The organism is Denitrobaculum tricleocarpae (assembly GCF_007004665.1).
GTDB lineage: Bacteria > Pseudomonadota > Alphaproteobacteria > Kiloniellales > Kiloniellaceae > Denitrobaculum > Denitrobaculum tricleocarpae.
Genome location: NZ_ML660052.1, coordinates 262,767 through 287,418 on the forward strand (window position 1 = coordinate 262,767; position 24,652 = coordinate 287,418).

Genomic DNA, 24,652 nt, shown 5'->3' on the forward strand with positions numbered 1-24,652 from the left:
GTATCGTTTCTCCCCAGCAATGGTCGTTGATCCGCGCCCGGCGCTGTTCGCCTGGCCGAAGTGTCGGAATGCTTCGGGCGATCTGGCATATGGCGGTCAAATTTAATGAGGACGTAACTATGAGCCAGACTCTTAATGCCGACCTCTGCATCATTGGTGGTGGATCGGGCGGACTCTCGGTGGCTGCCGGTGCTGCCCAGATGGGTGCCGAGGTCGTGCTTATCGAGAAGGCCAAGATGGGCGGGGATTGCTTGAACTATGGTTGCGTACCATCCAAGTCGATCATAGCCGCCGGTCATGCAGCCGATGCCATGCGTCGAGGTGGCCGATTTGGCATTAAATCGATGGAACCGGAGGTCGACTTCCCTGCTGTCCGTGATCATATCCGAAGTGTCATTGCCGCGATCGAACCACATGACTCGGTTGAACGCTTCGAAGGACTCGGTGTCAAGGTTCTGAAGGACGCTGCCGTCTTCACCGGTCCACGCGAGGTGAAAGCCGGCGATATAAACGTTCGGGCCAAGCGCTTTGTCATTGCCACCGGCTCTTCTGCGGCGGTTCCCCCCATTCCCGGCATCCAAGATGTCCCGTTCCTGACCAACGAAACCGTCTTCGAGCTTGCCGAGCGGCCGGAGCATTTGATCGTGATTGGTGGCGGCCCGATCGGATCCGAGCTCGCGCAGGCCCACAGGCGTCTCGGCGCCAGGGTGACACTTCTGGAGATGTTCCGGGTTCTGGGAAAGGACGATCCGGAAGTGACGGAATTTGCCCGCAAACGGCTGAGCGAGGACGGGGTCACGATACGCGAAGGTATCAAGATTGCGTCGGTTTCAGCTGCGGGCGGTCATGTTGCCGTCGAGATAGAGGAGGAGGGTCAAAAGGAGACGGTGACGGGGTCGCACATCCTGGTCGCGGCCGGACGTAGCGCGAATGTCGAGGGCCTGGGGCTCGAAGCGGCAGGGGTCACCTATTCGCCCAAAGGCATTGACGTCGATGCGCGCCTTCGGACCAGCAACAAGCGGATTTTCGCTATTGGCGATGTCGCGGGTGGTCTGCAGTTTACGCATGTTGCCGGCTACCACGCGGGAATTGTGATCAGGAACGCGCTCTTCCGGCTTCCGGCAAAAGCTTCGCATGACTTTGTTCCCTGGGTGACCTTCACCGACCCCGAGATTGCCCATGTCGGCCTGACCGAAGCACAGGCCAGGGAAAGTCTCGGTGACGATGTAAAGGTTCTGCGCTGGTCGTTTGAGGAGAACGACAGAGCGCAGGCGGAGCGGGAGACGGAGGGTCTGATAAAGGTCGTGGTCGGGAAGCGGGGTAAAATCCTCGGGGCTTCGATCGGCGGCCCGCGCGCGGGTGAGTTGCTTCAGCCGTGGGTGCTTGCCTTGAGCCAGGGGCTCAAGATCGGCGCCATGGCCAATGCGATCGCGCCCTACCCGACTTTGAGCGAGGTCGGCAAACGCGTTGCCGGCAGCTACTACACCGACGCTTTGTTTGGCGAGCGGACCCGGAAGATCGTGCGCTTTCTGCTAAAGTTCGGGTGATTGCCTCCCTCTTGCCCGAAATGAAGACTATTTTCTCTTTTCTCGGCGGTTTTCACTTTGATTTTAACCATTGCCTCGCCGTTGCCCTAGTATTGTCAAAATTGCAACGATATATCGGACGGTAAACACGCCCAACCACGGTGTGCCAAATGTTTTGAAAGGGGCGGTTTCAGTGGGCCGCGCGCTAAAGTCTTTGAAATGCTCCCGGCGTATTTCCGCCGGCTTGTCAGTGACCGTTTTTGCGGTATTTCTGGGGCTGCTGTCCTGGAGTTCCAGCTGGGCCGAGGACATCAGTTTCTTTCGCATTGGAACCGGATCGACTGGGGGAACTTACTTTCCGGTCGGTGGCATCCTTGCCAATGCTATCAGTAATCCACCCGGCAGCCGTGCCTGTAACCGTGGCGGCAGCTGCGGCGTACCAGGGCTGATTGCCGTCGCGCAATCGACTGAAGGTTCTGTCGAGAATGTGAAACAGCTGGGTGCCGGGCTGCTGGACTCGGGCTTTAGCCAAGCGGATGTCTCTTTCTGGGCTTATCGGGGCGAGGGGCTTTTCAAGGAGCAGGGTGGTATTCCCGGACTTCGGGCGATCGCAAATCTCTTTCCTGAATCGGTGCACCTTGTGGTGCGCCGAAACAGTGGCATTCGCTCGGTCAGGGATCTCAAGGGACTGCGGATCTCCATTGATCTAGAGGGGTCGGGAACCCAGGTCGATGCATTGCTGATTCTGGAGGCTTACGGTATCGGTGTTGAGGATTTCGACGCGGTTTCCGTACCCTCCGGTATTGCCGCGGACATGCTGCGCGCCGAAGAGTTGGATGGGTTTTTCATCGTGGCGGGAACGCCCGTGAACGCGGTGAAGTTCTTGGCCGCAGACTCACTTGTCACACTGGTACCGATCGCCGGTAAGGAAGCTGAAACCCTGCGTCAGGCTTATCCCTTTTTTGCCCAAGAAACAGTGGCGGCGGGAACTTACTTCAATGTGCCTGCGACCAGAACCCTGTCTGTCGGTGCGCAATGGCTCGTCACCGATGCCGCGGACGAAGAGCTGATTTATCAAGTCACCCGCGCGCTTTGGCATGAGAACACGCGTAAGATGCTGATGCGCGGCCATCCCAAAGGCAGGCTCATCACCATCGACACAGCGATCAGCGGTCTGGGTGTGCCCCTGCACGATGGAGCCCGCCGCTACTATCGCGAGATCGGTGTTATTGAGTAAGAGCTTCTGCCGCGCTGTTAGTTGCCGAATTCGATAATCCAGGGCTCCGCCAGGCCGGCCTCTATCCACTCGCGCATTTCCGGCCGCGTCATGACGGCGTCACGATAGGCGCTGCATACCGGATCAAGGTCGACATCGTAGGTCACGAAGCGTGATACCACCGGTGCAAAAAACGCGTCTGCAATACCGAAGCTGCCGAAGAGGAAGTCGCCACCGGATCCGAAGTTGTCACGGCAGTCCCGCCAGATTTCCGTGATCCGCTCGATATCTTTCCGGGTCGCGTCGGAGAGTTGCCGGCCTTCATGGCGCGATCGCACGTCCATGGGACATTCGTTCCTCAGGTTTGGAAAGCTGCTGTGCATCTCGGCTGTGACTGAGCGTGCCATGGCGCGGGCCCAGGGGTCGTCCGGCCAGAGGCCAGCGGCCGGAAACCGCTCGGCCAGATACTCTGCGATGGCCAGGCTGTCCGAAACTGTGCCCTTATCTGTCTTCAAGACCGGAACCTTGCCGGCGGGCGAGGCTTCAAGCAGGCGCTCCCTGCTGTCGCTTTGGCGCAGGGGAACGATGACTTCATCGAAGTCAGCGCCGCAGAGTTTCAGGGGGAGCCACCCGCGTAGTGACCACGAAGAATAGGCTTTGTTGCCGAGGACAATGGTAAAGTCAGGCATTGCTCTCTTTCCTCATATTGGAGCGCTTACATCTTGAGGTCGGAGCTGTCGTCGGCTACCCATGAACTCTTCCGAGTTTCAGTTCCACCACACGAGTGTTTAGCCGTCTTGCCGAACGCAGAAAACAGGAAAAGCGATCCCATGACCAAATACCTGACATCACGCGCCAACGCTGAAACGCGTCCCATTCATCTGGTTAACCAGCGCGGTTTGAAGGAGTGGCTGACGGGAAAACCTGTTGCGGTCCGGCGGTGGCTTGAAGCTTCTGCCTTCGACGCCGCTCCCGGCCGTTTCACGCTGTTGCCAGACGATAAAAAGGGGATTGGCGGTGTGCTTGTGGGGGTAGACGAGACTGACATGCTCTGGGCTTGCGCGGCCCTACCGGCAGGCTTGCCCTTAGGGCGGTATCGAATCGAGACGGATCTGAGCGCAGACGACGCCACAGCCGTGGCACTCGGTTGGCTGCTCGGGACCTATCGTTTCGATCGCTACAAGAGTTTCGAGAGTGGCCTTTCGTCACTTGTTTGGCCAAAGACTGCGGATCAAAAGGCAGCTCTCGGGATGGCCGAGGGAATTTCTCTGACCCGCGATCTGATCAATACCCCGGCGGAAGACATGGGGCCCGCCGAACTGGCGGAGGCGGCCAAGGCGCTTGCAAAGGCTCATAAAGGGAAATTCAAGGCGATTGTCGGTGAGGATCTGCTCAAGAAGAATTTTCCCTCGATTCATGCCGTGGGCCGCGCAGCTGAGAAGACTCCCAGACTTATCGATCTGAAGTGGGGGACGAAAGGCCCCAGGGTTACGCTGGTGGGCAAGGGCGTTTGTTTTGATAGCGGTGGTCTCGACCTGAAACCGGCAGGGGGCATGAAGATGATGAAAAAGGACATGGGCGGATCTGCGCATGTTCTGGGACTCGCGTCCATCATTATGGCGGCGAAACTGCCCGTACGTCTTCGCGTGTTGATTCCTGCCGTGGAAAACGCTGTGTCGGGGAACGCTTTTCGCCCCCTCGACGTCCTCGATACCCGCAAGGGCCTAACCGTCGAAGTCGGCAACACGGACGCTGAAGGCCGGCTTGTGCTGAGTGATGCCCTGACCGAGGCCTGCAGTGAAAAGCCTGATCTCCTGATTGATTTCGCGACTCTGACCGGTGCCGCGCGGGTTGCTTTGGGGACTGACCTGCCGGCAATGTTCTGCAACAACGACACCGTGGCCGCAATGCTTTTGCGTCACGGAGAACTGGAGGGCGACCCCGTATGGCGGATGCCCTTGCACCAACCCTATCGTAAGCAGCTTGAAAGCAAGGTTGCGGACCTGAGCAACATTTCCAACGGGCCTTATGGCGGCGCGATTACAGCCGCGCTGTTTCTCGAGCATTTTGTGGAGGGCGCCACACCATGGGTTCATTTCGATGTTATGGCCTGGAATCTGGCCGCCCGCCCGGGCCGTCCTGAAGGTGGAGAAGCAATGGGTGTCCGTGCGACTTATGGCATGATCAAGGAATTCGTTGCGCAAGGCGGTTCTGCCTGACAGCTTTTTGCCTGCAATTGAGTTTTATCGCTCCGTTAATCGCGGGCCATCGCGCTCCGGTTTGAAAACAACGGCTTGCTTTCGCGTGTGACCTCGACAAGACTTGTTGCGTCTGCGTAACGAGCTTCCGCCCTCGTCGTTGAGATAGAGCGGATTCAAAACTTTTGGGGAGCCCGCGACTGGGGTGCCAAAAAGTGATTCGCTCTTGCAGGAGGGAGGCAAGGGTGCAGGTCGAACCAAATGATATCTTGAGCTTGTGGCACAGCGTCATGGCAACGGCGTTGCGTAAGGATCTGCCTGATTTGACCTGGCGACAGTTTACCCTGTTGTTGCAGATCTATACTTCACCGCCACCGCACACCGTCCGCGGTCTTGCCAAAGACCTGAAGATGTCCAAACCCGCCGTCACGCGCGCCCTTGACCGCCTGGAGAAACTGGAATTCCTGCGTCGCAAGATCGACGAAAACGACCGGCGTTCGATCCTTGTACAGAGAACAGTCGCCGGTTCGGTTTTCCTTCGGGAGTTTGCGGATATGGCGAGCGGGCAGGCCAAAGAACTCTGAAGTTCAACCGCAATCAGTGTGGCTGCTGTTCAATCTGGCCGGCGTTAATAACCTCGTTCGAAATCAACGACGTTTTGGAGAGGTTTACCGCTACGGGCCGCCTCGATTCCTTCGACAACCTTCGCCGCGGCAGTTGTCGGCAGTGTCACGCTGGCGCAGTGCGGGATCACCAGAACCTTGGAATGTTGCCAGAAAGGGCTGCTTTCTGGCAGGGGCTCTTCAGGGAAGACGTCCAGCGTCGCAGCGGCCAGTTGCCCGCTGTCGAGAGCGGCCAGGACATCTTCCGGGATCATATGTCCACCGCGCGCAACGTTGATCAGGCAGGCGCCCTGCGGCAGCAGGTTAAGATTCTCAGCCTTGAGAATGCCTTTCGTGCTCTCGGTCAGTGGCAAAAGGCAGACCAGGATTTCCGTGCGTCTGAGGAAAGTACGCAGGCCTTCTTCACCAGAGAAGCACTCTATGCCGGGAAGATTCTTCTGCGTTCGGCTCCAACCCGCAACGTCGAAGCCCAGGTAAGCCAGCTTCTCCGCCGCATCCGATCCCAGCACCCCGAGACCCAAAATGCCCACTTTTCGATCCGGGGCCAGGGGGGTGACAATCTGCTCCCAGCGTTTTTGACGCTGCTGAATCTCATAGTCATGGATACGCCGGTGGTGTCTTAGCACTGCCATGACGACGAATTCGGTCATACCCAGGGTCAAGCCTTCGTCGACCATGCGCACAACTGGGACATTCGCGGGGAGATCCGGATCGGAAGCCAGGTGATCGATCCCAGCGCCCATGGAAAAGATCACCTTCAGATTCGGAAGTTTGGAAAGTGCGCCCTTGGGCGGATTCCAGATCAGCGCATATTCGATGTCAGCCGGCTCGCCGATTTCCGGCCAGATTCGGAATTCCAGATCCGGCATCAGCTTCGCGATGGCATCCTGCCAGATATCAGCCCTGTCGGTATCGGATTTAAAGAGGAGCGCCATAGAATCCCGGTCACGGTTTGCGTGTTACATTGAAACGACGCCACCCTCGACGGCTTCGAGGTCGAAGGCGGCTTTAATTAATGCCTGTGTATAGGGATTTTGCGGGGCGTTAAAGATCTCTTCCGCGGTTGCCTGCTCGACGACCTTGCCGTCGCGCATCACGATAACCTCGTCCGCCAGAGCGCGCACGACCTTCAAGTCATGGCTGATAAAGAGATAGGCCAGGTTGTGTTTGGCCTGAAGGTCGCGCAGCAGATCGACGATCTGTGCCTGGACCGACATATCGAGGGCCGACGTCGGCTCATCCAGGACCACGAAGCGGGGTTTCAAAACCATGGCCCGGGCGATCGCGACGCGCTGGCGCTGGCCGCCGGAGAACTCATGGGGGTAGCGATGCCTGCTCTCAGGGTCGAGCCCGACTTCCTGCAGGGCCTCGATGATCAAGGCCTCACGTTCATCCTCGCTGCCCCCGAGTTCGTGGATCTTCAGACCTTCCTCGATGATCTGGCCGATTGAGAGGCGTGGGCTCAGGGAACCGAAGGGATCCTGGAATACGACCTGCATTTCGCGGCGCAAGGGCCGCAGTTCGCCGGAGCCGAGCCCCTGGATCTCCCGCCCATTGAAGGCGATGTTGCCGTTGCTGCCGATCAGGCGCAGCAGCGCCATGCCGAGCGTGGTCTTGCCGGAGCCGCTCTCTCCCACCACACCGATGGTGTGACCGGCGCGGACCGAGACGGAGATGCCATCTACGGCGCGGACATAATCCACGGTCCGTTTGAGCAATCCTTTCTTGATCGGGAAGTGCACCTTGATGTCGTTGCCCGACATGATAACCGGCGCCGAGAGGTCCGCGGGCAGCGGGTCTCCCTTAGGTTCGGCGGCCAGAAGCTTCTGCGTATAGGCGTGTTGCGGGTTTTCGAAGATCGCGTCGGGCGGACCCGCTTCCACAATCTCGCCCTCCGTCATGACGCAGATATGGTCGGCCATCTTGCGCACAATGCCCAGGTCGTGGGTGATCAGCAGCATGGCCATACCGAGTTTCTGCTGCAGTTCTTTCAGCAGTTTGAGGATCTGCGCTTGAATGGTGACGTCTAACGCAGTGGTCGGCTCGTCGGCGATCAGCAGATCCGGTTCATTTGCCAGGGCCATCGCGATCATGACACGCTGCCGCTGGCCACCGGAAAGTTCATGAGGATAGGCGGTCAGACGCTGTTCCGCGTCGCGAATGCCGACGAGCTCCAGGAGCTCAAGTGTTCGGTTGCGGGCGGCCGTCTTACTCATGCCTTTATGCAAAAACAAAGTTTCGTTGATCTGTTTTTCAACCGAGTGCAGCGGATTGAGCGAAGTCATCGGTTCCTGAAAGATCATGGAAATCTCGTTGCCACGCACCCGCCGAAGGGCCCGTTTGTCTGCGCCGATGAGCTCCTCGCCATTGAACTTGACCGAGCTGCCCGCCGGATGCTGTGCCAGCGGGTAGGGCAGAAGCTGCAGTATCGAGAGCGCGGTCACCGATTTGCCGGATCCGCTCTCGCCGACCAGCGCGAGGGTTTTTCCTTTTTCGATTTCAAAAGAGGTTCCGCGAACCGCGGCGGTCGCACCGCCCGCGCCCCTGAACTCCACACCCAGATTACGAACCGAAAGCAGGGGAGTGGTCATTGCGCCGCCTCCTTGGCAGGTTTCCCGGCGGGTTCTGTGACTTCCGCGGGGATCGGATCGCCGGTGAAGAGCTTACGCGGATCGAACGCGTCGCGCACTGCTTCGCCGATAAAGGTTAGAAGGCTGAGCATGATTGCGATAACGAAGAAACCTGTCAGGCCTAACCAGGGAGCCTGCAGGTTTGCCTTACCCTGGGCCAACAATTCGCCCAGTGACGCCGAGCCAGGCGGCAAACCGATGCCGAGAAAATCGAGACCGGTCAAAGCGGTCACGGAGCCGGCAAGCGTAAAAGGCATGAAGGTAAGGGTTGCCACCACGGCGTTGGGCAGGACGTGGCGGAACATGATCACGGTGTTCGAGGCGCCCAGCGCCCGCGCAGCGCGCACATAGTCGAAGTTTCTGGCGCGTAGGAACTCAGCTCTGACCACGCCGACGAAGCCCATCCAGCTGAACAGCAACAACACGCCAAGCAGCCACCAGAAATTCGGTTCGATGATGCTGGCAAGGATAATCAGGATGTAAAGGGTCGGCAGAGAGGACCAGATCTCGATAAAGCGCTGCATCAGCAGGTCGGTCCAACCCCCGAAGTAACCTTGAACGGCGCCTGCGGCGACACCGATGACCGCGGAAATCACGGTGAGCACGAAGCCGAAGATCACGGATATCCGGAAACCGTAGATCGTGCGGGCAACAACGTCCCGGGCCTGGTCGTCGGTGCCAAGCCAGTGTTCTGCATCCGGGGGCGAGGGGGCTGCGACGCCTAGATTCCAGGAGACGGTCCTGTAATTGTAGGGAATGAGCGGCATCCAGAACCAGCCCTTGGCTTCGATCATCTCACGCACGACCGGGTCGCTGTAGTCAGCCTCGGTTTCGAAGGTGCCGCCGAACGTGGTTTCCGGATAGCTTTTGAAGATTGGCGAGTATATTCCGCCATCATAATAGACAACGAAAGGCTTGTCGTTGGCGAGAAACTCCGCAAAGAGGCTGAGGAGCAACACGGCGGCGAAGATCCAGAAAGAAATATAGCCGCGCCGGTTCGATTTAAAGTTATGCAGTCGCCGCCGCGTGATGGGTGTGATCTTCATGCCGAGAAAGCGGTCTGTCGTCATGTCAGGTCTCCCGCGTCTCGAAGTCGATGCGCGGATCGATGATCATGTACATAATATCGCCGACGAGGCTCATGATCAGGCCGAGCAGCGAGAAGAAGAACAGCGTGCCGAAGATCACCGGATAGTCGCGTGCGAAGGCAGCCTCAAAGCCCAACAGTCCAAGCCCGTCGAGCGAGAAGATGATTTCGATGAACAGCGAGCCGGTGAAGAGGATACCGATGAATGCGGACGGAAAGCCTGCGATCACAATCAGCATGGCATTGCGGAAGACGTGACCGTAAAGGACCTGCCGTTCGTTCAATCCCTTGGCTCTCGCAGTGGTCACGTACTGTAGATTGATCTGATCCAGAAAGGAGTTCTTGGTCAGCATGGTCAAGGAGGCAAAGCCGCCGATGACCATCGAGGTGACCGGCAAGACGAGATGCCAGAAGTAGTCCGCAATCCGATCGGGCCAGGACAGTTCCGCCCAGTTGGTCGAGGTCAGACCGCGGAGCGGGAAGACATCGAAGTAACTGCCGCCGGCAAAGACCACGATCAGAAAGACCGCGAAGAGGAAAGCCGGGATTGCATTGCCGACTATGACGAGACCGCTGGTCCAGACATCAAAGGGCGTACCGTCGCGAACCGCTTTGGCCACGCCCAGGGGAATTGAGATAAGATAGACGAGCAGTGTGGTCCAGAGCCCAAGCGAGATCGAGACCGGCATCTTGTCGATCACCAGGTCGACGACCTTTCTGTCCCGAAAAAAGCTCTCGCCGAAATCGAACATGATGTAACTGCCGAGCATCTGAAAAAAACGCTCGTGCACAGGTTTGTCGAATCCGAACTGTTCTTCCAGCTCTTCAATGAACTTGGGATCGAGCCCCTGTGCGCCGCGGTATCTGCTCGAAGAGGCTTCGCCACCACCTCCACCTGGTACCGATTGAGAGGTATCGGTAAGGGTTTCAGCACCGCTGCCGCCTCTGGTCACGCGCTCTGTAATATCGGTGCCTGTGCCGGTGATCTGACCAATGAGCTGTTCTACCGGGCCGCCCGGTGCAAGCTGAATGATCGCGAAGTTGATCACCATAATGACGAAAAGGGTCGGGACGATCAGCAGCAGCCGGCGGATGATGTAGGCGGTCATCTTATGTCGTCCTTAGCTGCTGGGTTTTGCCATGACGCGCCGGAACACGAAAAACCCGACGAGCAGAAGACCAAGAAACACGAAGACTGTTGTGGTCAGACCGGGTGTATCGCTGTCTGCTGGCCTGCTATCGCGGGCTTCGCGTGATCTTGCTTCTCGCAATGCAGCGGCTTTTGCTTCGTCATACCACCAGTAATTTGTCGAGGTGCCACGTTTAGGGGTGACATCGGGCCGGGAGAATTTATCCCAGTAGAGAATACGGTCATACTGCAGATGCCAAGCGGGGACGACCAAGTGGCTCCATAATAGCACACGATCGAGAGCGCGGGTGCGTTGAATAAGTGACTCTCTGGTTGGTGCAGTGATGACAAGTTCAATCAATTCATCGACCACTGGATCTTTGACGCCCGTGTAATTTCTGCTGCCGGCCTGGTCCGCTGCGACGCTTCCCCAAAAGTCTCGTTGTTCATTGCCGGGCGATTCAGACTGGCCCCAACCTGTCGAGATCATGTCATAGTCTCTATTGCGGAGGCGATCGACGTATTGTGAAGTATCGACGATTCGCACTCTTATATTCATTCCGAGCCGCTCGAGATTTCGTTTGAAGGGCAAGACAATCCGTTCGAATTCCGGGCTAACAAGGAGAATTTCGAACCCGAACTGTTCGTTCGTTTCTGCGTTTACGAGCTTTAAATCGCGAACGACCCAACCGGCCTGACTCAAAAGCCGAAAGGCTTTATCCAAGTTGTCGCGAGGCCAGCCCTGACCGTCGGTCTGCGGTGCAGCGAACGTCTTTGTGAAAACTTCGTCCGGAACGCGCCCGCGATAGCGCTCGAGAATTTCGAGCTCTTCATCCTGAGGCAGGCTACTGGATGCAAGTTCCGAGTTACTGAAATAGCTCTCAGTTCGATTGTACTGGCCAAAAAAAAGTGTGGGATTGCTCCACTCGAAATCGAACGCGTAGCTGATTGCCTGTCGGACCAGCGGGTCCTGGAAAAGCTGTCGGCGCATGTTGAATACGAAGGCCTGCATCCCAGTCGGGCGCTCGTGTTTTATCTGTTCTTTTTGAAGCCAGCCCCTTCTGACGGCGGGTACCTCATAAGCCGACGCCCAGGCTTTCGCCTGGTTTTCGTTTCGATAGTCGATTGTGCCTGACTTCAGAGCTTGCCGGATGACCGTCGTATCCAGAAAAAAGTCTGTGCGCAGGCGATCGAAATTGTTTTGACCCACATTAACGGGAAGATCCTTGCCCCAGTAGTCTTCAACCCGTTCGCGGATGATATAGCGACCTGCTTCAAACCGCGAAACTTTATAGGGTCCGCTGCCTAGCGGTGGTTCCAGTGTTGTTTCGTCAAACTCCCTGTCTTCCCAGTAATGCTTGGGAAGAATTTCCAGCTGCCCCACAATGAGCGGCAGTTCCCGGTTACCCTTTTCACTGAAGACAAACTTGACCTTACGCTCACCAACCCGCTCGGCGCGTTCTACGCTGCCGTAGTAAAAACGGTAAAAGGGGTGGCCTTTTGTCTTAAGCGTTTCAAGCGTGAAAATAACATCTTCCACGGTGACAGGCATGCCGTCGTGCCACCGCGCTTCTTCGCGCAAGGTGAAGGCAACCCAGGACCGGTCCTCCGGCCATTCGATGCTCTCCGCCAAGAGGCCGTACTGGGTAAAGGGTTCGTCCGTGCTGCTGACCGTCAGGCTCTCTATGGAGCCCGTGCCTGCCGGTGTTCCTTTGGCAATGAACCGGTTAAAGCTGTCGAACGTGCCTCGTGCCGCAGTTCTAATCTCGCCGCCTTTCGGCGCATCTGGGTTCACGTAATCAAAGTGTTTGAAGTCCGCTGGATACTTCGGTTCGCCGTGCATGGCAATGGCGTGGGATTTGTAGACCACCTGTGAGGCGGGTTCCGTCGCAACATTGACCGTCGGTACGGCGGGCAGTTGCTCGGTCTGAGCCGGAACGATCGCAGATGTTGCGGGTAGGGAAAAGGCGGCTAACAGCAGAGGTGCAAGGATTCGACGCATGGACACCAGCAAATGACAGTCGGCAACGGCTGTAAAGCAATTTAAGCTACTGAGCGCTTTACGCAAGTCGACTTCACGCTTTTGTTGTCTGGCCGATCTACCTTTTTAGGGCACGCGATCTATTCATTGGCTGTGCCGAACAGCGATTAGTCGTTCCGAATCATTCTCCGGAGAGGTGTCTGAGCGCTTCCGCGTGGCAGGCAAAGTCACCCGCGGCGATGACTCTCCCGTCCGAATCGAGTTCCAGGGTCTTACCGTCCCAATCGGTGATGATGCCGCCTGCGCCTTCGATCACCGCAGCCAGAGCCATGTAGTCATAGGTTCCCAGACCCGCCTCGATCACCACATCGGTGAAGCCGCTGGCCAGGAGGCCATAGCTGAAGCAGTCGCCGCCGTACTGGGTCAATTTCGTGGCCTTTCGCACACGCTCGAAGGCCGCTTCGTTGCCACCTTCGAACATTTCTGGCGAAGTGCTGGCCAGTGCCGCCTGATCGAGTCCGCGACAGGGACGGGTCCTGGCTTCTCTGGTTCCCGTCGCATCGGTGAAGTTTGTCGGGCGGCCCTTTGCGCCGACCCAGCGTTCGCCCAGCATCGGCATATCGATCACACCCAGGATCGGCTGCCCCTTGTACAGAAGTGCGATCAGTGTGCCGAAGAGGGGGTTCCCGGTGATGAAGCGTTTCGTGCCATCGATGGGATCCAGCACCCAGATATAATCCGCGTCCGGATTGGTGGTGGCCTGTTCCTCGCCGATGACGCCGTGGTCGGGCACGCGTTCGGTCAACAGACGGCGCAGTGTCGCCTCGGTCTCCTTGTCGGCGACTGTAACCGGACTCTGGTCGGCTTTATCGTCGACGGTGACGGCTTGCCGGAAGTATCGGCGGATTACGCCGCCGGAGGCTTCGGCCAGCTCTTCCGCCAACCGGACAAACTCCGCTGGGCATGTCTCACTGGATGTGTTCGATGTCATGGTAGAACCCGGCTTTCGGCAGGAGCAGGTCCTGCAAGACGATCAGAAGTTACAAAAAGAAAAGGCGGCGCAAAACGCCGCCCTCTCGTCTGCTTTCGAAGCTCACTCCGGAAGCGGTACGGGACTGTCACTCAAACTGCGCAGATACGCGATAATGTCCGCCCGTTCATCCGCTTTTCGCAGGCCGGCAAAACTCATTTTCGTACCTGGGGCGTATTCCTTGGGCGACTTGAGGAAGGCGTCGAGCGCTTCATAAGTCCAGGGTTCTTCCGCCAGGTCCGTCAGGGCGCTGGAATAGTTGAAGCTGGCCTGGTGCGCGTGCGGGCCCATGACCACATTCCAGAGGTTCGGTCCGACCTTGTTGTTGCCACCATTCTCGACGGTATGGCAAGCTGAGCACTTCCTGAAGCTTTTCTCGCCGGCCGCGGCATCAGCCGAGGCCATAAGAACTGAAATCGGCACTTCCGCAGGTGCTTCCGCAACACTGGTTTCCTGGGTGCCGCCTTCGATCTCGATCATGAAGGCGTGTTCGGCCAGTGGTTCCTTCTGGAACAGCAATTCGGCGACGAAGCCCGAGGTCATCGCAATAACACCCGCCGTCAAGACAGCGGCACCGATTTTGTTCATCTCAAGTGAGGACATGCTTCAACTCGTTTATATCGCAGATTTCAGCGGACAAAGTTGGCGGACAATAGCCGTCGGCTCAAGCGCATTCAATAGCTCCGTTACAAATGTGCCAAATCATCGCATTCTCGAGCGATTGCTCTCATCTTTAAACCAGCTCCCGGAGGGTCGTGATCACGGGGGCTTGCAGGCATTTCACGACTGCACAGACCGGGTTTTCGCCCCGCTCGGCGTTGTCTGCATCACGCCTTTCCAGGCCTGGGACACGAGACTGCTGTAGAAATCTAAAGATCTGTATAATTTATGTTTTGCGAAAAAAAATTACTGTTTTATAATAATTTTATCGATGCACAGCGATAAAAGAGAACAAACATGTCAAATCTGAACCGCATTCGCCGGGCCGGCCGGGTAATGTCGGGACTCTGTTCGGCGATTATCGTCGTGTTACCCTTGGGACTCGCCTTGATATGGGCCAATCTTGAGACGCTGGGGCCGGCGATGGTCGGTCAGGCCGTGCCGGATCTGCGTTTCGGAAACCATGGTGCTGGCACCTTGATACTTGGATTCGCGATTTCCATGATCCCGGTTTTGGTCTTGATCTACGGACTGATCCAGCTTCGGCGGCTCTTCGGCCTCTATGGACAGGGGCGTATCTTCTCAAGCCTGCATGCGTTGTATTTGCGTCGTTTTGCCTTGGCCTCGATCCTGTCGGTTTTTGCGCAGATTGTCTCAAGCAGCCTGATTTCCGTCGTGCTGACCTTCCACAATCCTCCCGGTGCGCGTCATTTGACGGTCTCGGTCACCTCAGACCATCTGGGCACGGTGTTCCTGGGAAGCGTGTTGCTGGTGATTGCCTGGATCATGGTCGAAGGAAGCAAGATCGCCGAAGACAACGCACAGATCGTATGACGAATACTCTGCTTGGGAATCAGGGCTTGTGCCTCGGAGTCAAAGGGGCAGTGCAGGATTTGGCGGACAAAAAAGCTGTTTTGTTCCGGTAAAGCGCGGGTATGCTGCGCCCGCGCGCCGAAATAGCATGCTTTTTTGAGAGACCCTTCTGATATGTCGTTGCCGAGAAATCCCATTGTCGTGATCCCGTCCCGGATGGCCTCGACGCGCCTCCCGGATAAGCCGCTCGCGCAGATCCATGGCGAGGCGATGATTGTGCACTGCTGGCGGCGTGCTGAGGAGGCGGAAATTGGTCCGGTTATCGTTGCCTGCGCCGAGGCCGAGATTGCGGAGGTGGTTGAAGCCGCCGGTGGGAAAGCAGTATTGACAGATCCGGAGCATCCCTCCGGCTCGGATCGTATTTTCGACGCGCTTCAACAGGTTGATCCTGAGGAGAAACATGATGCGGTGATCAATGTTCAGGGTGATTTGCCGACCATCGAACCTGATGCGGTTCGGGCGGTATTCCAGCCCCTGGAAGATCCGGCGGTCGATATTTCCACGCTCGCGGCGCGGATCAGCGATCCCCGGGAGCGCTCCGAATCCAGTGTCGTGAAGGTTGCCGCTCCCTTTGCACCGGGAAAACACATCGCCCGCGCGCTTTATTTCAGCCGCGCGCCGATTCCCTGGGACGGCGGTAACGAAAACCTGCCGCTCTACCATCACATCGGTCTCTACGGCTTCCGCCGCGCCGCGCTGGCGCGTTTCGTCTCGCTGCCCAGCTCGATCCTCGAGGAACGGGAGCATCTGGAGCAACTCAGAGCCTTGGAGGCGGGGATGCGCATAGACGTGGCACGCGTTGACACCGTTCCCTTCGGTGTCGATACTCCCGCCGACCTGATCCGGGCCCGGGAGCTTCTCGCGCCCGGAAAAGACTGATATTCAAAGGAATGCTGGCGGTCCGGCCCGGGTTGGCGCGCATTGGGCGCGGCCCCGATCCTGGCTCCCCATGGAACGAGACATGACTAAGGCAAACATTCTTCGACAGGTGATCGCATTTCAAGGCGTCCACGGTGCCTATTCGGACAAAGCCTGCCGGGCGGTGTTTCCGGAACTGACGACCTTGCCGTGCGGATCCTTTGAAGACACCTTTGCGGCCGTGCGGGAGGGCAAAGCCCAACTCGCTATGATCCCGATTGAGAATTCCAGTGCCGGGCGCGTGGCCGACATTCATCACCTGTTGCCGACATCCGGCCTGCATATCATCGGCGAACACTTTCAGAAGGTCGATCACCAATTGCTCGCCCCGAAGGGCGCGACCCTGGAGAGTATCAAGCGGGTGCATAGCCATGTTCAGGCCCTTGCCCAGGTCAGGAACTTCCTGCGGGATCACGGTATTGAGCCTGTCAATCATGCGGATACCGCGGGTGCTGCCGCCGAAGTTGCCGAGATGAACGATCCTGCCCAGGGCGCTATTGCCTCGGATTTGGCCGCCGAAATCTATGGATTGGATACCATTCGCGGTGATGTCCACGATCTGGCTCACAACACGACGCGCTTCATCATCATGGCCGAAGAGCCGCTGGATCCGGATCCCAATAACGGACCGGTGGTGACCACCTTCGTCTTCCGGGTGCGTTCGGTCCCGGCTGCGCTTTACAAGGGGCTGGGCGGTTTCGCGACCAATGGCGTCAATATCACCAAGCTGGAGAGCTACATCATCGATGGTGGCTTCACGGTGGCGCAGTTCTACGCGGACATTGAGGGGCATCCGGACGAGCGATCCGTCCGGCTGGCGCTTGAAGAACTCAGCTTCTTCTCAAAAGAGGTAAAGATCCTGGGTGTCTATCCTGCCAACGGATTCCGGGACGGAAACGAGTAACGCTCGCGCCGCGCAGTTGCCGGCGGCGTTCAGGTCCCGCTGAGCCAGTCATCTACCAGGCGCCGGGCGATAGAATCCCTTCTGGGCAGCCGAAAGGTCTCGTCTTCCGGGGAATTCTGCATCTCTTCGCGGGTGTACCAGCGGGCGCTTTCCAGTTCCCGTTCATCGACCTCGATTTCGCTGGTGAGCGCGCGGGCCGAAAAACCCAGCATGATGGACGAAGGGAAGGGCCAGGGCTGGGAGGAGTGATAGGTCACCCGGTCCACCTTCAGCTTAACCTCTTCGTAGACTTCCCTGATCACCGCCTCCTCCAGGCTTTCGCCTGGTTCCACGAAGCCGGCCAGGACCGAGTGCATGCCCGGCGGCCAGAAGGGCTGGCGTCCGAGCAGGCAGCGGTCGCCGTCGTGCACCAGCATGATTACCGCGGGATCACTGCGCGGAAAGTGCGAGGCGCCGCAGTCCTCGTTGCTGCAGCGCCGGACATGGCCGCTGTTTGTGCTTTTGGTCAGATGACCGCAGCGGCCACAGAACTGGTGCGTTTTGTGCCAGTGCACCAGCCCGCGGGCATAGGCCAGGATCGAGCCTTCGTCCCGGGGCAGCAGCGGGCCGATCTCCCTCAGATCGACGAATTCACCCAGCGGGGCGAGGTCAGGATGCGCCGCCGGTTCGTCCACTGCAGAGAGATCCAGCGCGATACGGACTTCGCCGTCGCGCAAGCCCAGGAAGATCATTTCTTCCGCCAACTCTACCAAATGCGCGGCCTTCAGGCTCGGCAACCAGACCGGGCGGGGCGCTTCCCGCATTGCCGTGCGGGTTTCGATCATGTTCTTCGTCCGCCACACCGGCAACAGGCGCGTGGTCGGGTTGGCGAGTTGCGCTATTAGCCATTCAGCATCTGCGCGCAGATGTTCTGCGCGGTCCAGGCCGCTGCCGCTATAAAAATTTATCGAAGGCATGGTGTGAAACTGGCACAAGTCGCCATCAAGCGCAATTGCCCGAAATGGCAGGGTTTGATCTGGCGGGAACAGCGGCACGCTTGTCAATCGCGGAAGCATGCGCCAGTCTTTCCCGATGGATGACTTGAGGTGTCGGTTTCAAGACTTCACAGAAACTGTCAGGCAGCGCAGACCGGCGATCTGCTCGACCGCACTAGGGTGTCTGGGCTTGGCCGCGGTTTTTCTGCTGGTTCCCAACCCAGGTCTCGCGGCGGAGTGCGTTAGGTTTCCAGCCGACGGAGAGCGCCAGTTCGATATCTCCCGAAATGGCTCGCTTGTAGGCTCGCAAAGCTTCAGATTCTCGCGCCGGGATGGGCAACTTCTGGTCCGTAGCGCCATTGATATCGAAGTGACTCGCGGTTCGACACTGCTTTACCGCTATCGCCACGACGCTGAAGAAAGCTGGCTGGCTGGCCGCCTGCAGGCCTTTGTCAGCGATACCGACGACAACGGGACACGTTATCTGGTGCGCGCCGAGCGTATCGAGGGCATCTTTCGGGGGCGGGTCAATGGCCAATCCTTTACAGTGTCGGGCTTCGTTGTGCCCGCAAGTTTCTGGCACCGGGATACGCCGTCATCGCAAGTCCTCTGGGACGGTGTCGATGGCGAGGTCAAGGTTGTAAGAGGCGAAGATCAGGGGCCGGAGCGCATTGAGGTGCTGGGCGAGACAGTGGAAGCCCGCCGTTACGAGCTCGGTGGACAGATCCAGCGTGTTCTCTGGTATGATAGGCGGTGTGCATTGGTCCGGATGAGTTATTTGGCCCAGGACGGGGCCAAATTTGTCGTCCAGTTGCGTTAGCGGCTTGAGAGCGACCACCCGGCGTCAATCACGGACGATATGGAATAGAGGAGAGCTAACTTGATCGAGCCCGAGGTCTTTCAGCGCTACGCGAAGTATAATGCCTGGATGAATGGCAAGCTTTATGACGTTTGCAGCACTCTGGACGATGATCTGCGCAAGCGCGATCAGGGTGCTTTTTTCAAGTCGATTCACAGCACGCTCAACCACATCTTGTTTGGCGACCGGGCCTGGATGGGGCGTTTCACCGGTCGCGACTACGAGATCAAACCCATTGGTGTCGATCTTTACGAGGATTTCGAGGTCTTGCGCGCAGCACGGACCGAGATGGATCAGGATATTCTGGATTGGACGTCCGGACTCGGGAGGCCCTGGCTGGAGAGAAGTCTGACTTGGACCAGCGGTTCGGACGGCAAAACGCGCAGTCAGGTGACATGGCAATTGGTCCTCCATATGTTCAACCATCAGACCCATCATCGGGGTCAGCTGACGACGCTTTTCTCTCAACAGGGGCTCGATATCGGCCCGACTGACATGCCCTGGATGCCGGATACCTAATGTAGGACTGAGGGTCAGAGGCTTTGGTGTTGCCGCTGACACCCCCGTTAACCGGCCTGGAAACGAGTATTTGCAAAAATCCACATCTAAATCTCTTGCCTTGGAGGCCGAGAAGATTGATATAGTCCGACAGGGAGGTTGGCCGCGGACGGACCGCTCGCCAACCCGGTCAGGTCCGGAAGGAAGCAGCCGTAACGAGATTGGCCCGGGTCGCCGGTTCAGCCTCCCGCCTCATCAGGCAGTGCCGCAGTTTTCCGCGCAAGTAACAAGCCTGAGAGAGCATGAACGGGGAGAGCACCCGACTTTGGTGCCGCAGTTTTCGAGCGCTCAAAGATGACGGATCAACCGACAGGCGAGAATTCAACACTGGGAACTTCAGCTTCACCGGCTGATTCTCAGACAGACGGCGAGTCTGGTCCCCCTGCAAACGCTGATCCTTATCGCGTTCTCGCCCGAAAATATCGCCCTACGAATTTCGATGATCTGATTGGCCAGGAAGCGCTCGTTCGCACGCTGACCAACGCGCTCGAAACCGGCCGCATGGCACATGCTTTCATTTTGACCGGTGTGCGCGGAGTCGGGAAAACCACCACGGCCCGCATTATCGCCCGGGCCCTGAACTGTGTCGGTACGGATGGCAATGGCGGTCCGACCCCGCAACCCTGCGGGAAGTGCGAGTTCTGTGTCTCGATCGCCCAGGACCGGCATGTCGATGTGATCGAGATGGACGCCGCCAGCCGCACCGGTGTGGCGGATATCCGCGAGTTGATCGAAGGTGTGCGCTACCGCCCGGTCTCAGCGCGCATGAAAGTCTACATCATCGATGAAGTGCACATGCTCTCCAACAATGCCTTCAATGCTTTGTTGAAGACGCTGGAGGAGCCGCCTGAGCACGTCATCTTCATTTTCGCGACCACTGAGATCCGCAAAGTGCCAGTGACGGTGCTTTCGCGCTGTCAGCGGTTTGATCTGCGGCGGGTCGAACACGATATCCTCGCGGCTCACTTTTCGCGGATCGCCAAGGCCGAAAGCGTTGAAATCGACGATGAAGCGCTGGGGATGCTGGCCCGTGCCGCCGATGGCTCGGTTCGTGATGGCCTTTCGCTGCTGGATCAGGCCATCGCCCTGGGTGGGCGTAAGATCGATGCCGGCCAGGTCCGCGATATGTTGGGACTTGCCGATCGGACGCGGGTGCTGGATCTCTTCGATTCCCTCATGCGCGGCGCGACTCCTGAGGCGCTTGGAATCCTGCAGGATTTGTACGCGTCGGGGGCCGATCCGGCGGTGGTCCTGCAGGACCTGATGGATTTCACCCACTTCCTGACCCGCGCGCGCCTGACGCCGGAAAGCCTCAATGCACCCGGCGTGCCGGAAGCGGAGCGCCGGCGTGGCAAGGAGCTGGCCGAGAAGCTCTCCATGCCGGTGCTGACCCGGACCTGGCAGATCCTGCTCAAGGGCCTGGGGGAAGTGCAAAACGCGCCCAATCCTCTGCAGGCAACCGAGATGATCCTGATCCGTCTCGCGTATGCCAGCGAGCTGCCGACACCCGGTGATCTGATAAAGCAGTTGCAGTCGACGCCCCAGAATGCCGCAGCTGCCCCCGGCGGCGCGGGAGCCTCCCCGTCTGGAGCTCAGGCGGGGGCCGGCATGCGCAGCGACGCAGTTTCATCCCCGGAACAGCGTCCCCAGGATGCTGCCCAACCGGCGACAGTTGTGACCAGTCATGGAGGAACCGGCACGGCCATGCTGCGGGCCGTAGAGCCGGAAGCGCAGGAGAGCCCCGAACTGGCGGCGGAGACTTCTCCTGAAGAGCCTCAGCCGAAGGCCGCGCCGTCTCCCACAGCACCGGTCTTGCCGAGGCCCAAGTCCTTTGCGGACGTGATTGAGCTGGCCCGAAGCCGGCGTGAGGCCATTGTCGCCGCTCACTTGGTCAATGACGTGCACCTGGTCAGCTTCGCCGAGGGCGCGATCGAGTTCAGACCCAATGACGATGCGCCGCGCGATCTGGCGAACCGTCTGGGTAATCTGTTGCAGGATTGGACCGGCCGGCGCTGGATGGTCAGCGTCTCCAGTGAAGCGGGGGCGCCGTCGATCCGTAATCAACAGGATACACTGGAAGCAAACCTGACCGCCGTCGCGATGGAAGATCCGCTGGTCAAGGCGGTCATGGGCACCTTCCCTGGCGCCAAGGTGGTTGCCCGCCGCAACGGAACCATGGTTCCGCCTGAGGAGAACTTCGCGCCGCGGCGTGACGATGAAACCTCAGATCTTGACGATCTCCCGATCGACGACGATCTCTCGATCGATGAATAGGAAGTGATATGAAAAACCTCGCTCAGATGATGAAACAAGCGCAGCAGATGCAATCCAAAATGACGGAAATGCAGGAAAAGCTGGTCGAGTTGGAAGTCACGGGTGTGGCGGGCGGTGGCATGGTGCGCGTGACCCTGAACGGGAAGAGCGAGATGCGCTCCGTCAAAATCGATCCCGCGCTCATCGATCCCAATGATCCGGAGGTTCTGGAGGACCTGATTGTTGCGGCAAGCAACGACGCTAAACAAAAGGTCGAAGCCGAAGTCGCTGAAAAGATGAAGGACATGACCGGTGGATTGAACCTGCCAGAGGGCTTTAAACTGCCGTTCTGATCCCTGACTCCGGGAAGTCTTCAGCAGCCACCTCACTTGCGGCGTCCTTCATGGCACAAAACGATATCGAGCGTCTGATCCAGCTTCTGGCCCGCCTGCCGGGAATGGGGCCGCGTTCCGCACGGCGCGCCGCGCTGCATCTGATCAAGAAGCGCGAAGCTCTGATGCTGCCGTTGGGGACAGCGATTCAGCGGGCAGCTGACAACATTCAAACCTGTTCCGCCTGCGGTAATCTGGACACCAGCGATCCCTGCGCGATTTGTAATGATCCCAAGCGGGATGCAACGGTCATTTGTGTCGTTGAAGAAGTCGGCGATCTGTGGGCACTGGAGCGCAGTGGCGCTTTTAAGGGACGCTACCACGTGATCGGAGGAACGCTCTCCGCATTGGATGGACGTGGACCGGAGCAGTTGAATATCGGGTCTCTGCGCGGACGCGTGGTCGAGGGTAGCGTGACCGAGATTATCCTGGCACTCGGAGCTACGGTGGACGGCCAGACGACCGGGCATTACGTTGCCGAAACCCTGGCCGGCAGCAACGTGAAGATCTCCCGTCTGGCTCATGGCGTGCCGGTGGGCGGGGAGCTCGATTACCTCGACGACGGCACCCTGACCGCGGCACTACAGGCGCGACGTCCGGCGGGTTAATCTTCGCTTGACGCCGATTTCGCCGCGACGATCATTTTCTCATAACTGTGCCGTGCTTCTGCCACAATCCTTGCGCAGGTTCCCTCGCGAATTACAACTTTGGAGATTTTCATGACAGGCATTATGACTTCAGCACGCCGGGCCGGTATTACTGGGGCCGTGGCGGGAGTCTTGGTAACGACCCTGGCCGCGGCATCTCTCGCAGCGGAGGTGAGAGTCGGCGAGGACGCGCGCAGCACTGTATCTCTGACAGTTTACAATCAGGACCTGGCGCTGATCAGTGAAACCCGGCGCATTGACTTGCCGAGCGGGCAGAGCAAGCTGGCCGTTGTAGGCCTGCCAGCCAGTCTGCTTCCTCAAACGGCGCGGATCGGTGGCGAGGGGTTCCGGGTTCTGGAGCAAAGCTTCGATGCAAATCTCGTCTCCCAACAGAGACTTCTGGAAGCCTCGGTCGGTCAGGATGTCCGGGTCATCCGGACCCATCCAACCACCGGTGAAGAAACCCTGGTCACCGCGCGCCTGATCTCTGTTTCCCAGGGCATCGTACTTCAAATCGGCGACCGGATTGAAACCTCCGTGCCTGGACGCATTGTCTTTGACCGAATCCCAGAAGGTCTCCGGGAAAAGCCGACACTGGTGACGTCAATCGAGAGCCAGGCGGGCGGAGAGAGTGAACTGGCTTTGCGCTACCTGACCGGCGGGTTGTCCTGGAGTGCCGATTACGTCGCGGAATTGAACGAGGCGGAAGACCGGCTCGATCTCTCGGCCATGGTGACCCTCAGGAACAACACGACGTCGCGGTTCGAAGACGCCGCTCTGCGGCTGGTGGCCGGGCAGGTAAACCTGCGGACCCACGCCCCGGCGGATTCATCGCCTGCAATGATGATGAGATCTGAGGCTAAATTTGCCGGCGCTGCCGAAGCCGATATGTCTGCGCCGCAATCGGTCAGTGACCGTTACGTTTACGACCTTGCGAGACCGGTTGCGATCGGCGCCCGGGAAACCAAGCAAATCAGCCTCTTGTCCGCTGACGGGGTCGCCGTTGCCAAGAGTTATCGCTTCGACGGTCTAGCCAGTGCCCATGGGGGCGCCAATGAGATCGGACCCGTCAATGCGTCGATTACTCTGGAGATCGAAAACGGCGAGGAGACCGGTCTTGGCCTGCCCCTGCCGGCAGGTGTCGTCAGGGTCTATCAGGCGGACCGGGCTGGAAGCCTGTTTCTCGGGGAGGACAGTCTGAGCCACACGCCTAAAGGCGAGAAAGCAGAACTCCGCCTTGGCGACGCCTTCGATATCACGGCGCGCGCCAAACACACCGCCGTGGACCGCATCTCCCGGGATACCTACGAATCCGAACAGGAAATCGTCGTGGAGAACGCCAAGGGCGAGGCGGTCAGTGTTGAGGTCGCCGGGTTCTTTCCACAAGGCTGGAAGATGCTGACGGAGACCAGCCCCCACGAGAAAGAGACCGCGAACCAAGTGGTCTGGAAGCTGGAGGTTCCGGCCGGAGGCTCCACCGCCTTGACCTACCGGGTGCGTGTCAGCCGCCAGTAATACTATGCGTGGCGTGTATCGGTGACGGCGAGCAGGCCTGCAATCGCAAGGTAAAAGCCGCCTGCCACGCGGTTGAAGAACTGCTGGCGGGCGACAGACGTTTGGACTCGCGCAAGGCCGCAGCCGGTTGCCGTATAACCAGCGTAAACCGCAACAACAATTACGATCGCTGTGGGCACGACCACGAGCAATTGCGGCGCCATTGGACTGCCCGGATCGATGAATTGCGGGAAGGCCGCCATATAGCTGAGGATTGCCTTGGGATTGCTCATGGAGATGGTAAAACCACGGCGCACCAAAAGACCGGCAGGTTCCACTTCCCGCGATCCAATGGCCGATAGCTTTGCAGGCTTCCGCCAAAGTGAGATGCCTAACCAGGTCAGGTAGGCAATGCCCAGCCATTTGAGCGCGAGGTACAGTTCCGCGTAGGCCAGCAGCAGCGTGCCGAGCCCCAAGACCGCAATTGTCATGTGGGTCAGGCCCGCGATGGCGATGCCCAGCACGGTCCAAAGCGCCCGGCGCGTGCCGTTTGAGACTCCGGATGTCATGCAGTTGATGGCGTTGGGGCCGAGCGGCAAGCTCAGAACGGTCCAAATCGCCGCAAACGTCAGCCATTCCGTCAGTGTCATTCCTTCGCCCCTCTTTCATTCCCTGCTCTCACTCTGCTTGCCCGGCGTGT

The 24,652-nt window shown here is 58.6% G+C and carries 23 protein-coding genes and 1 other RNA gene; 14 read left to right on the plus strand and 10 right to left on the minus strand.

Annotated elements, in window-relative coordinates; all coding sequences use genetic code 11:
• Positions 1-119 precede the first annotated feature (119 nt).
• Positions 120-1,547 (plus strand): dihydrolipoyl dehydrogenase family protein, encoded by a 1,428-nt coding sequence (locus tag FKG95_RS01170; RefSeq protein ID WP_142894342.1) that lies wholly within the window; start codon positions 120-122, stop codon positions 1,545-1,547.
• 172 nt (positions 1,548-1,719) lie between these two features.
• A complete protein-coding gene (locus tag FKG95_RS01175; RefSeq protein WP_281281415.1) occupies positions 1,720-2,763 on the plus strand; it encodes a TAXI family TRAP transporter solute-binding subunit in 1,044 nt (347 codons plus the stop codon).
• Between the two features lie 17 nt (positions 2,764-2,780).
• On the opposite strand, the gene FKG95_RS01180 is transcribed toward FKG95_RS01175, so the two are convergent.
• Positions 2,781-3,431 (minus strand): glutathione S-transferase family protein, encoded by a 651-nt coding sequence (locus tag FKG95_RS01180; protein ID WP_142894346.1) that lies wholly within the window; start codon positions 3,429-3,431, stop codon positions 2,781-2,783.
• Positions 3,432-3,572: 141 nt separating this feature from the next.
• On the opposite strand from FKG95_RS01180, the gene FKG95_RS01185 reads away from it, so the two are divergent.
• Both FKG95_RS01185 and FKG95_RS01190 read left to right on the plus strand, forming a co-directional pair.
• Positions 3,573-4,961 carry a leucyl aminopeptidase family protein gene (locus FKG95_RS01185; RefSeq protein ID WP_142894348.1) on the plus strand — a complete coding sequence of 463 codons (1,389 nt, stop codon included), beginning with the start codon at positions 3,573-3,575 and terminating at the stop codon, positions 4,959-4,961.
• Between the two features lie 224 nt (positions 4,962-5,185).
• Positions 5,186-5,524 carry a MarR family transcriptional regulator gene (locus FKG95_RS01190; protein WP_342779188.1) on the plus strand — a complete coding sequence of 113 codons (339 nt, stop codon included), beginning with the start codon at positions 5,186-5,188 and terminating at the stop codon, positions 5,522-5,524.
• A gap of 44 nt (positions 5,525-5,568) precedes the next feature.
• Here FKG95_RS01190 and FKG95_RS01195 read toward each other — a convergent pair whose 3' ends face one another.
• From FKG95_RS01195 to FKG95_RS01225, 7 genes are all read right to left on the minus strand, one after another.
• On the minus strand, positions 5,569-6,498 hold the full coding sequence (locus FKG95_RS01195; protein ID WP_142894350.1) for a 2-hydroxyacid dehydrogenase: 930 nt from the start codon (positions 6,496-6,498) through the stop codon (positions 5,569-5,571).
• 24 nt (positions 6,499-6,522) lie between these two features.
• Positions 6,523-8,154 (minus strand): ABC transporter ATP-binding protein, encoded by a 1,632-nt coding sequence (locus FKG95_RS01200; protein ID WP_142894352.1) that lies wholly within the window; start codon positions 8,152-8,154, stop codon positions 6,523-6,525.
• Positions 8,151-9,263, minus strand: a complete 1,113-nt coding sequence (locus tag FKG95_RS01205; protein ID WP_142894354.1) for an ABC transporter permease — start codon at positions 9,261-9,263, stop codon at positions 8,151-8,153. The genes FKG95_RS01200 and FKG95_RS01205 overlap by 4 nt, the downstream gene beginning before the upstream one ends.
• Before the next feature lies 1 nt (position 9,264).
• Positions 9,265-10,389, minus strand: a complete 1,125-nt coding sequence (locus FKG95_RS01210) for a microcin C ABC transporter permease YejB (protein ID WP_142894356.1) — start codon at positions 10,387-10,389, stop codon at positions 9,265-9,267.
• A 12-nt stretch (positions 10,390-10,401) separates the two neighbouring features.
• Positions 10,402-12,477, minus strand: coding sequence for an extracellular solute-binding protein (locus FKG95_RS01215; protein ID WP_246116646.1), 2,076 nt, complete (start codon positions 12,475-12,477; stop codon positions 10,402-10,404).
• Between the two features lie 94 nt (positions 12,478-12,571).
• The gene (hisN, locus tag FKG95_RS01220) at positions 12,572-13,381 is read right to left on the minus strand and encodes a histidinol-phosphatase (protein WP_142894358.1); all 810 of its coding nucleotides are present in this window, start codon (positions 13,379-13,381) and stop codon (positions 12,572-12,574) included.
• Between the two features lie 102 nt (positions 13,382-13,483).
• Positions 13,484-14,023 carry a c-type cytochrome gene (locus FKG95_RS01225; RefSeq protein WP_142894360.1) on the minus strand — a complete coding sequence of 180 codons (540 nt, stop codon included), beginning with the start codon at positions 14,021-14,023 and terminating at the stop codon, positions 13,484-13,486.
• Between the two features lie 354 nt (positions 14,024-14,377).
• On the opposite strand from FKG95_RS01225, the gene FKG95_RS01230 reads away from it, so the two are divergent.
• From FKG95_RS01230 to FKG95_RS01240, 3 genes are all read left to right on the plus strand, one after another.
• Positions 14,378-14,914 (plus strand): DUF2975 domain-containing protein, encoded by a 537-nt coding sequence (locus tag FKG95_RS01230; RefSeq protein WP_142894362.1) that lies wholly within the window; start codon positions 14,378-14,380, stop codon positions 14,912-14,914.
• A 153-nt stretch (positions 14,915-15,067) separates the two neighbouring features.
• Positions 15,068-15,832: a 3-deoxy-manno-octulosonate cytidylyltransferase gene (locus FKG95_RS01235; protein WP_142894363.1), complete on the plus strand. Its 765-nt coding sequence runs from the start codon at positions 15,068-15,070 to the stop codon at positions 15,830-15,832.
• 82 nt (positions 15,833-15,914) lie between these two features.
• Positions 15,915-16,775 carry a prephenate dehydratase gene (locus FKG95_RS01240; protein ID WP_142894365.1) on the plus strand — a complete coding sequence of 287 codons (861 nt, stop codon included), beginning with the start codon at positions 15,915-15,917 and terminating at the stop codon, positions 16,773-16,775.
• A 29-nt stretch (positions 16,776-16,804) separates the two neighbouring features.
• Here FKG95_RS01240 and nudC read toward each other — a convergent pair whose 3' ends face one another.
• On the minus strand, positions 16,805-17,731 hold the full coding sequence (gene nudC / locus FKG95_RS01245) for an NAD(+) diphosphatase (protein WP_142894367.1): 927 nt from the start codon (positions 17,729-17,731) through the stop codon (positions 16,805-16,807).
• Positions 17,732-17,939: 208 nt separating this feature from the next.
• Here nudC and FKG95_RS01250 point away from each other — a divergent pair, with 208 nt between their 5' ends.
• The 7 genes from FKG95_RS01250 to FKG95_RS01280 all read left to right on the plus strand — a co-directional run bounded on the left by FKG95_RS01250 (position 17,940) and on the right by FKG95_RS01280 (position 23,973).
• Positions 17,940-18,569, plus strand: coding sequence for a DUF6134 family protein (locus tag FKG95_RS01250; RefSeq protein WP_142894369.1), 630 nt, complete (start codon positions 17,940-17,942; stop codon positions 18,567-18,569).
• 60 nt (positions 18,570-18,629) lie between these two features.
• A complete protein-coding gene (locus FKG95_RS01255; RefSeq protein WP_142894371.1) occupies positions 18,630-19,127 on the plus strand; it encodes a DinB family protein in 498 nt (165 codons plus the stop codon).
• Between the two features lie 133 nt (positions 19,128-19,260).
• Positions 19,261-19,357: signal recognition particle sRNA small type (gene ffs / locus FKG95_RS01260), an RNA gene on the plus strand.
• Positions 19,358-19,460: 103 nt separating this feature from the next.
• Positions 19,461-21,440, plus strand: a complete 1,980-nt coding sequence (locus FKG95_RS01265) for a DNA polymerase III subunit gamma/tau (RefSeq protein ID WP_142894373.1) — start codon at positions 19,461-19,463, stop codon at positions 21,438-21,440.
• A gap of 8 nt (positions 21,441-21,448) precedes the next feature.
• The gene (locus tag FKG95_RS01270; protein WP_142894375.1) at positions 21,449-21,772 is read left to right on the plus strand and encodes a YbaB/EbfC family nucleoid-associated protein; all 324 of its coding nucleotides are present in this window, start codon (positions 21,449-21,451) and stop codon (positions 21,770-21,772) included.
• 50 nt (positions 21,773-21,822) lie between these two features.
• Positions 21,823-22,419, plus strand: a complete 597-nt coding sequence (gene recR / locus FKG95_RS01275) for a recombination mediator RecR (RefSeq protein WP_142894377.1) — start codon at positions 21,823-21,825, stop codon at positions 22,417-22,419.
• A 111-nt stretch (positions 22,420-22,530) separates the two neighbouring features.
• Entirely contained in the window at positions 22,531-23,973 is a 1,443-nt protein-coding gene (locus tag FKG95_RS01280; protein WP_142894379.1) for a DUF4139 domain-containing protein, read from the plus strand.
• A 2-nt stretch (positions 23,974-23,975) separates the two neighbouring features.
• Here the strand turns inward: FKG95_RS01280 and FKG95_RS01285 are convergent, their stop codons facing one another.
• Positions 23,976-24,602 carry a LysE family translocator gene (locus FKG95_RS01285; RefSeq protein ID WP_142894380.1) on the minus strand — a complete coding sequence of 209 codons (627 nt, stop codon included), beginning with the start codon at positions 24,600-24,602 and terminating at the stop codon, positions 23,976-23,978.
• Positions 24,603-24,652: the final 50 nt, after the last annotated feature.

Bases quoted from the DNA above. Each gene is read 5' to 3' on its own strand.
- FKG95_RS01210 (WP_142894356.1), bottom strand. From the start codon at position 10,389: ATGACCGCCTACATCATCCGCCGGCTGCTGCTGATCGTCCCGACCCTT.
- FKG95_RS01235 (WP_142894363.1), top strand. From the start codon at position 15,068: ATGTCGTTGCCGAGAAATCCCATTGTCGTGATCCCGTCCCGGATGGCC.
- FKG95_RS01195 (WP_142894350.1), bottom strand. From the start codon at position 6,498: ATGGCGCTCCTCTTTAAATCCGATACCGACAGGGCTGATATCTGGCAG.
- nudC (WP_142894367.1), bottom strand. From the start codon at position 17,731: ATGCCTTCGATAAATTTTTATAGCGGCAGCGGCCTGGACCGCGCAGAA.
- FKG95_RS01180 (WP_142894346.1), bottom strand. From the start codon at position 3,431: ATGCCTGACTTTACCATTGTCCTCGGCAACAAAGCCTATTCTTCGTGG.
- FKG95_RS01270 (WP_142894375.1), top strand. From the start codon at position 21,449: ATGAAAAACCTCGCTCAGATGATGAAACAAGCGCAGCAGATGCAATCC.
- FKG95_RS01230 (WP_142894362.1), top strand. From the start codon at position 14,378: ATGTCAAATCTGAACCGCATTCGCCGGGCCGGCCGGGTAATGTCGGGA.
- FKG95_RS01205 (WP_142894354.1), bottom strand. From the start codon at position 9,263: ATGACGACAGACCGCTTTCTCGGCATGAAGATCACACCCATCACGCGG.
- FKG95_RS01200 (WP_142894352.1), bottom strand. From the start codon at position 8,154: ATGACCACTCCCCTGCTTTCGGTTCGTAATCTGGGTGTGGAGTTCAGG.
- FKG95_RS01240 (WP_142894365.1), top strand. From the start codon at position 15,915: ATGACTAAGGCAAACATTCTTCGACAGGTGATCGCATTTCAAGGCGTC.
- FKG95_RS01265 (WP_142894373.1), top strand. From the start codon at position 19,461: ATGACGGATCAACCGACAGGCGAGAATTCAACACTGGGAACTTCAGCT.
- FKG95_RS01225 (WP_142894360.1), bottom strand. From the start codon at position 14,023: ATGTCCTCACTTGAGATGAACAAAATCGGTGCCGCTGTCTTGACGGCG.
- recR (WP_142894377.1), top strand. From the start codon at position 21,823: ATGGCACAAAACGATATCGAGCGTCTGATCCAGCTTCTGGCCCGCCTG.
- FKG95_RS01280 (WP_142894379.1), top strand. From the start codon at position 22,531: ATGACAGGCATTATGACTTCAGCACGCCGGGCCGGTATTACTGGGGCC.
- FKG95_RS01185 (WP_142894348.1), top strand. From the start codon at position 3,573: ATGACCAAATACCTGACATCACGCGCCAACGCTGAAACGCGTCCCATT.
- FKG95_RS01285 (WP_142894380.1), bottom strand. From the start codon at position 24,602: ATGACACTGACGGAATGGCTGACGTTTGCGGCGATTTGGACCGTTCTG.
- FKG95_RS01170 (WP_142894342.1), top strand. From the start codon at position 120: ATGAGCCAGACTCTTAATGCCGACCTCTGCATCATTGGTGGTGGATCG.
- hisN (WP_142894358.1), bottom strand. From the start codon at position 13,381: ATGACATCGAACACATCCAGTGAGACATGCCCAGCGGAGTTTGTCCGG.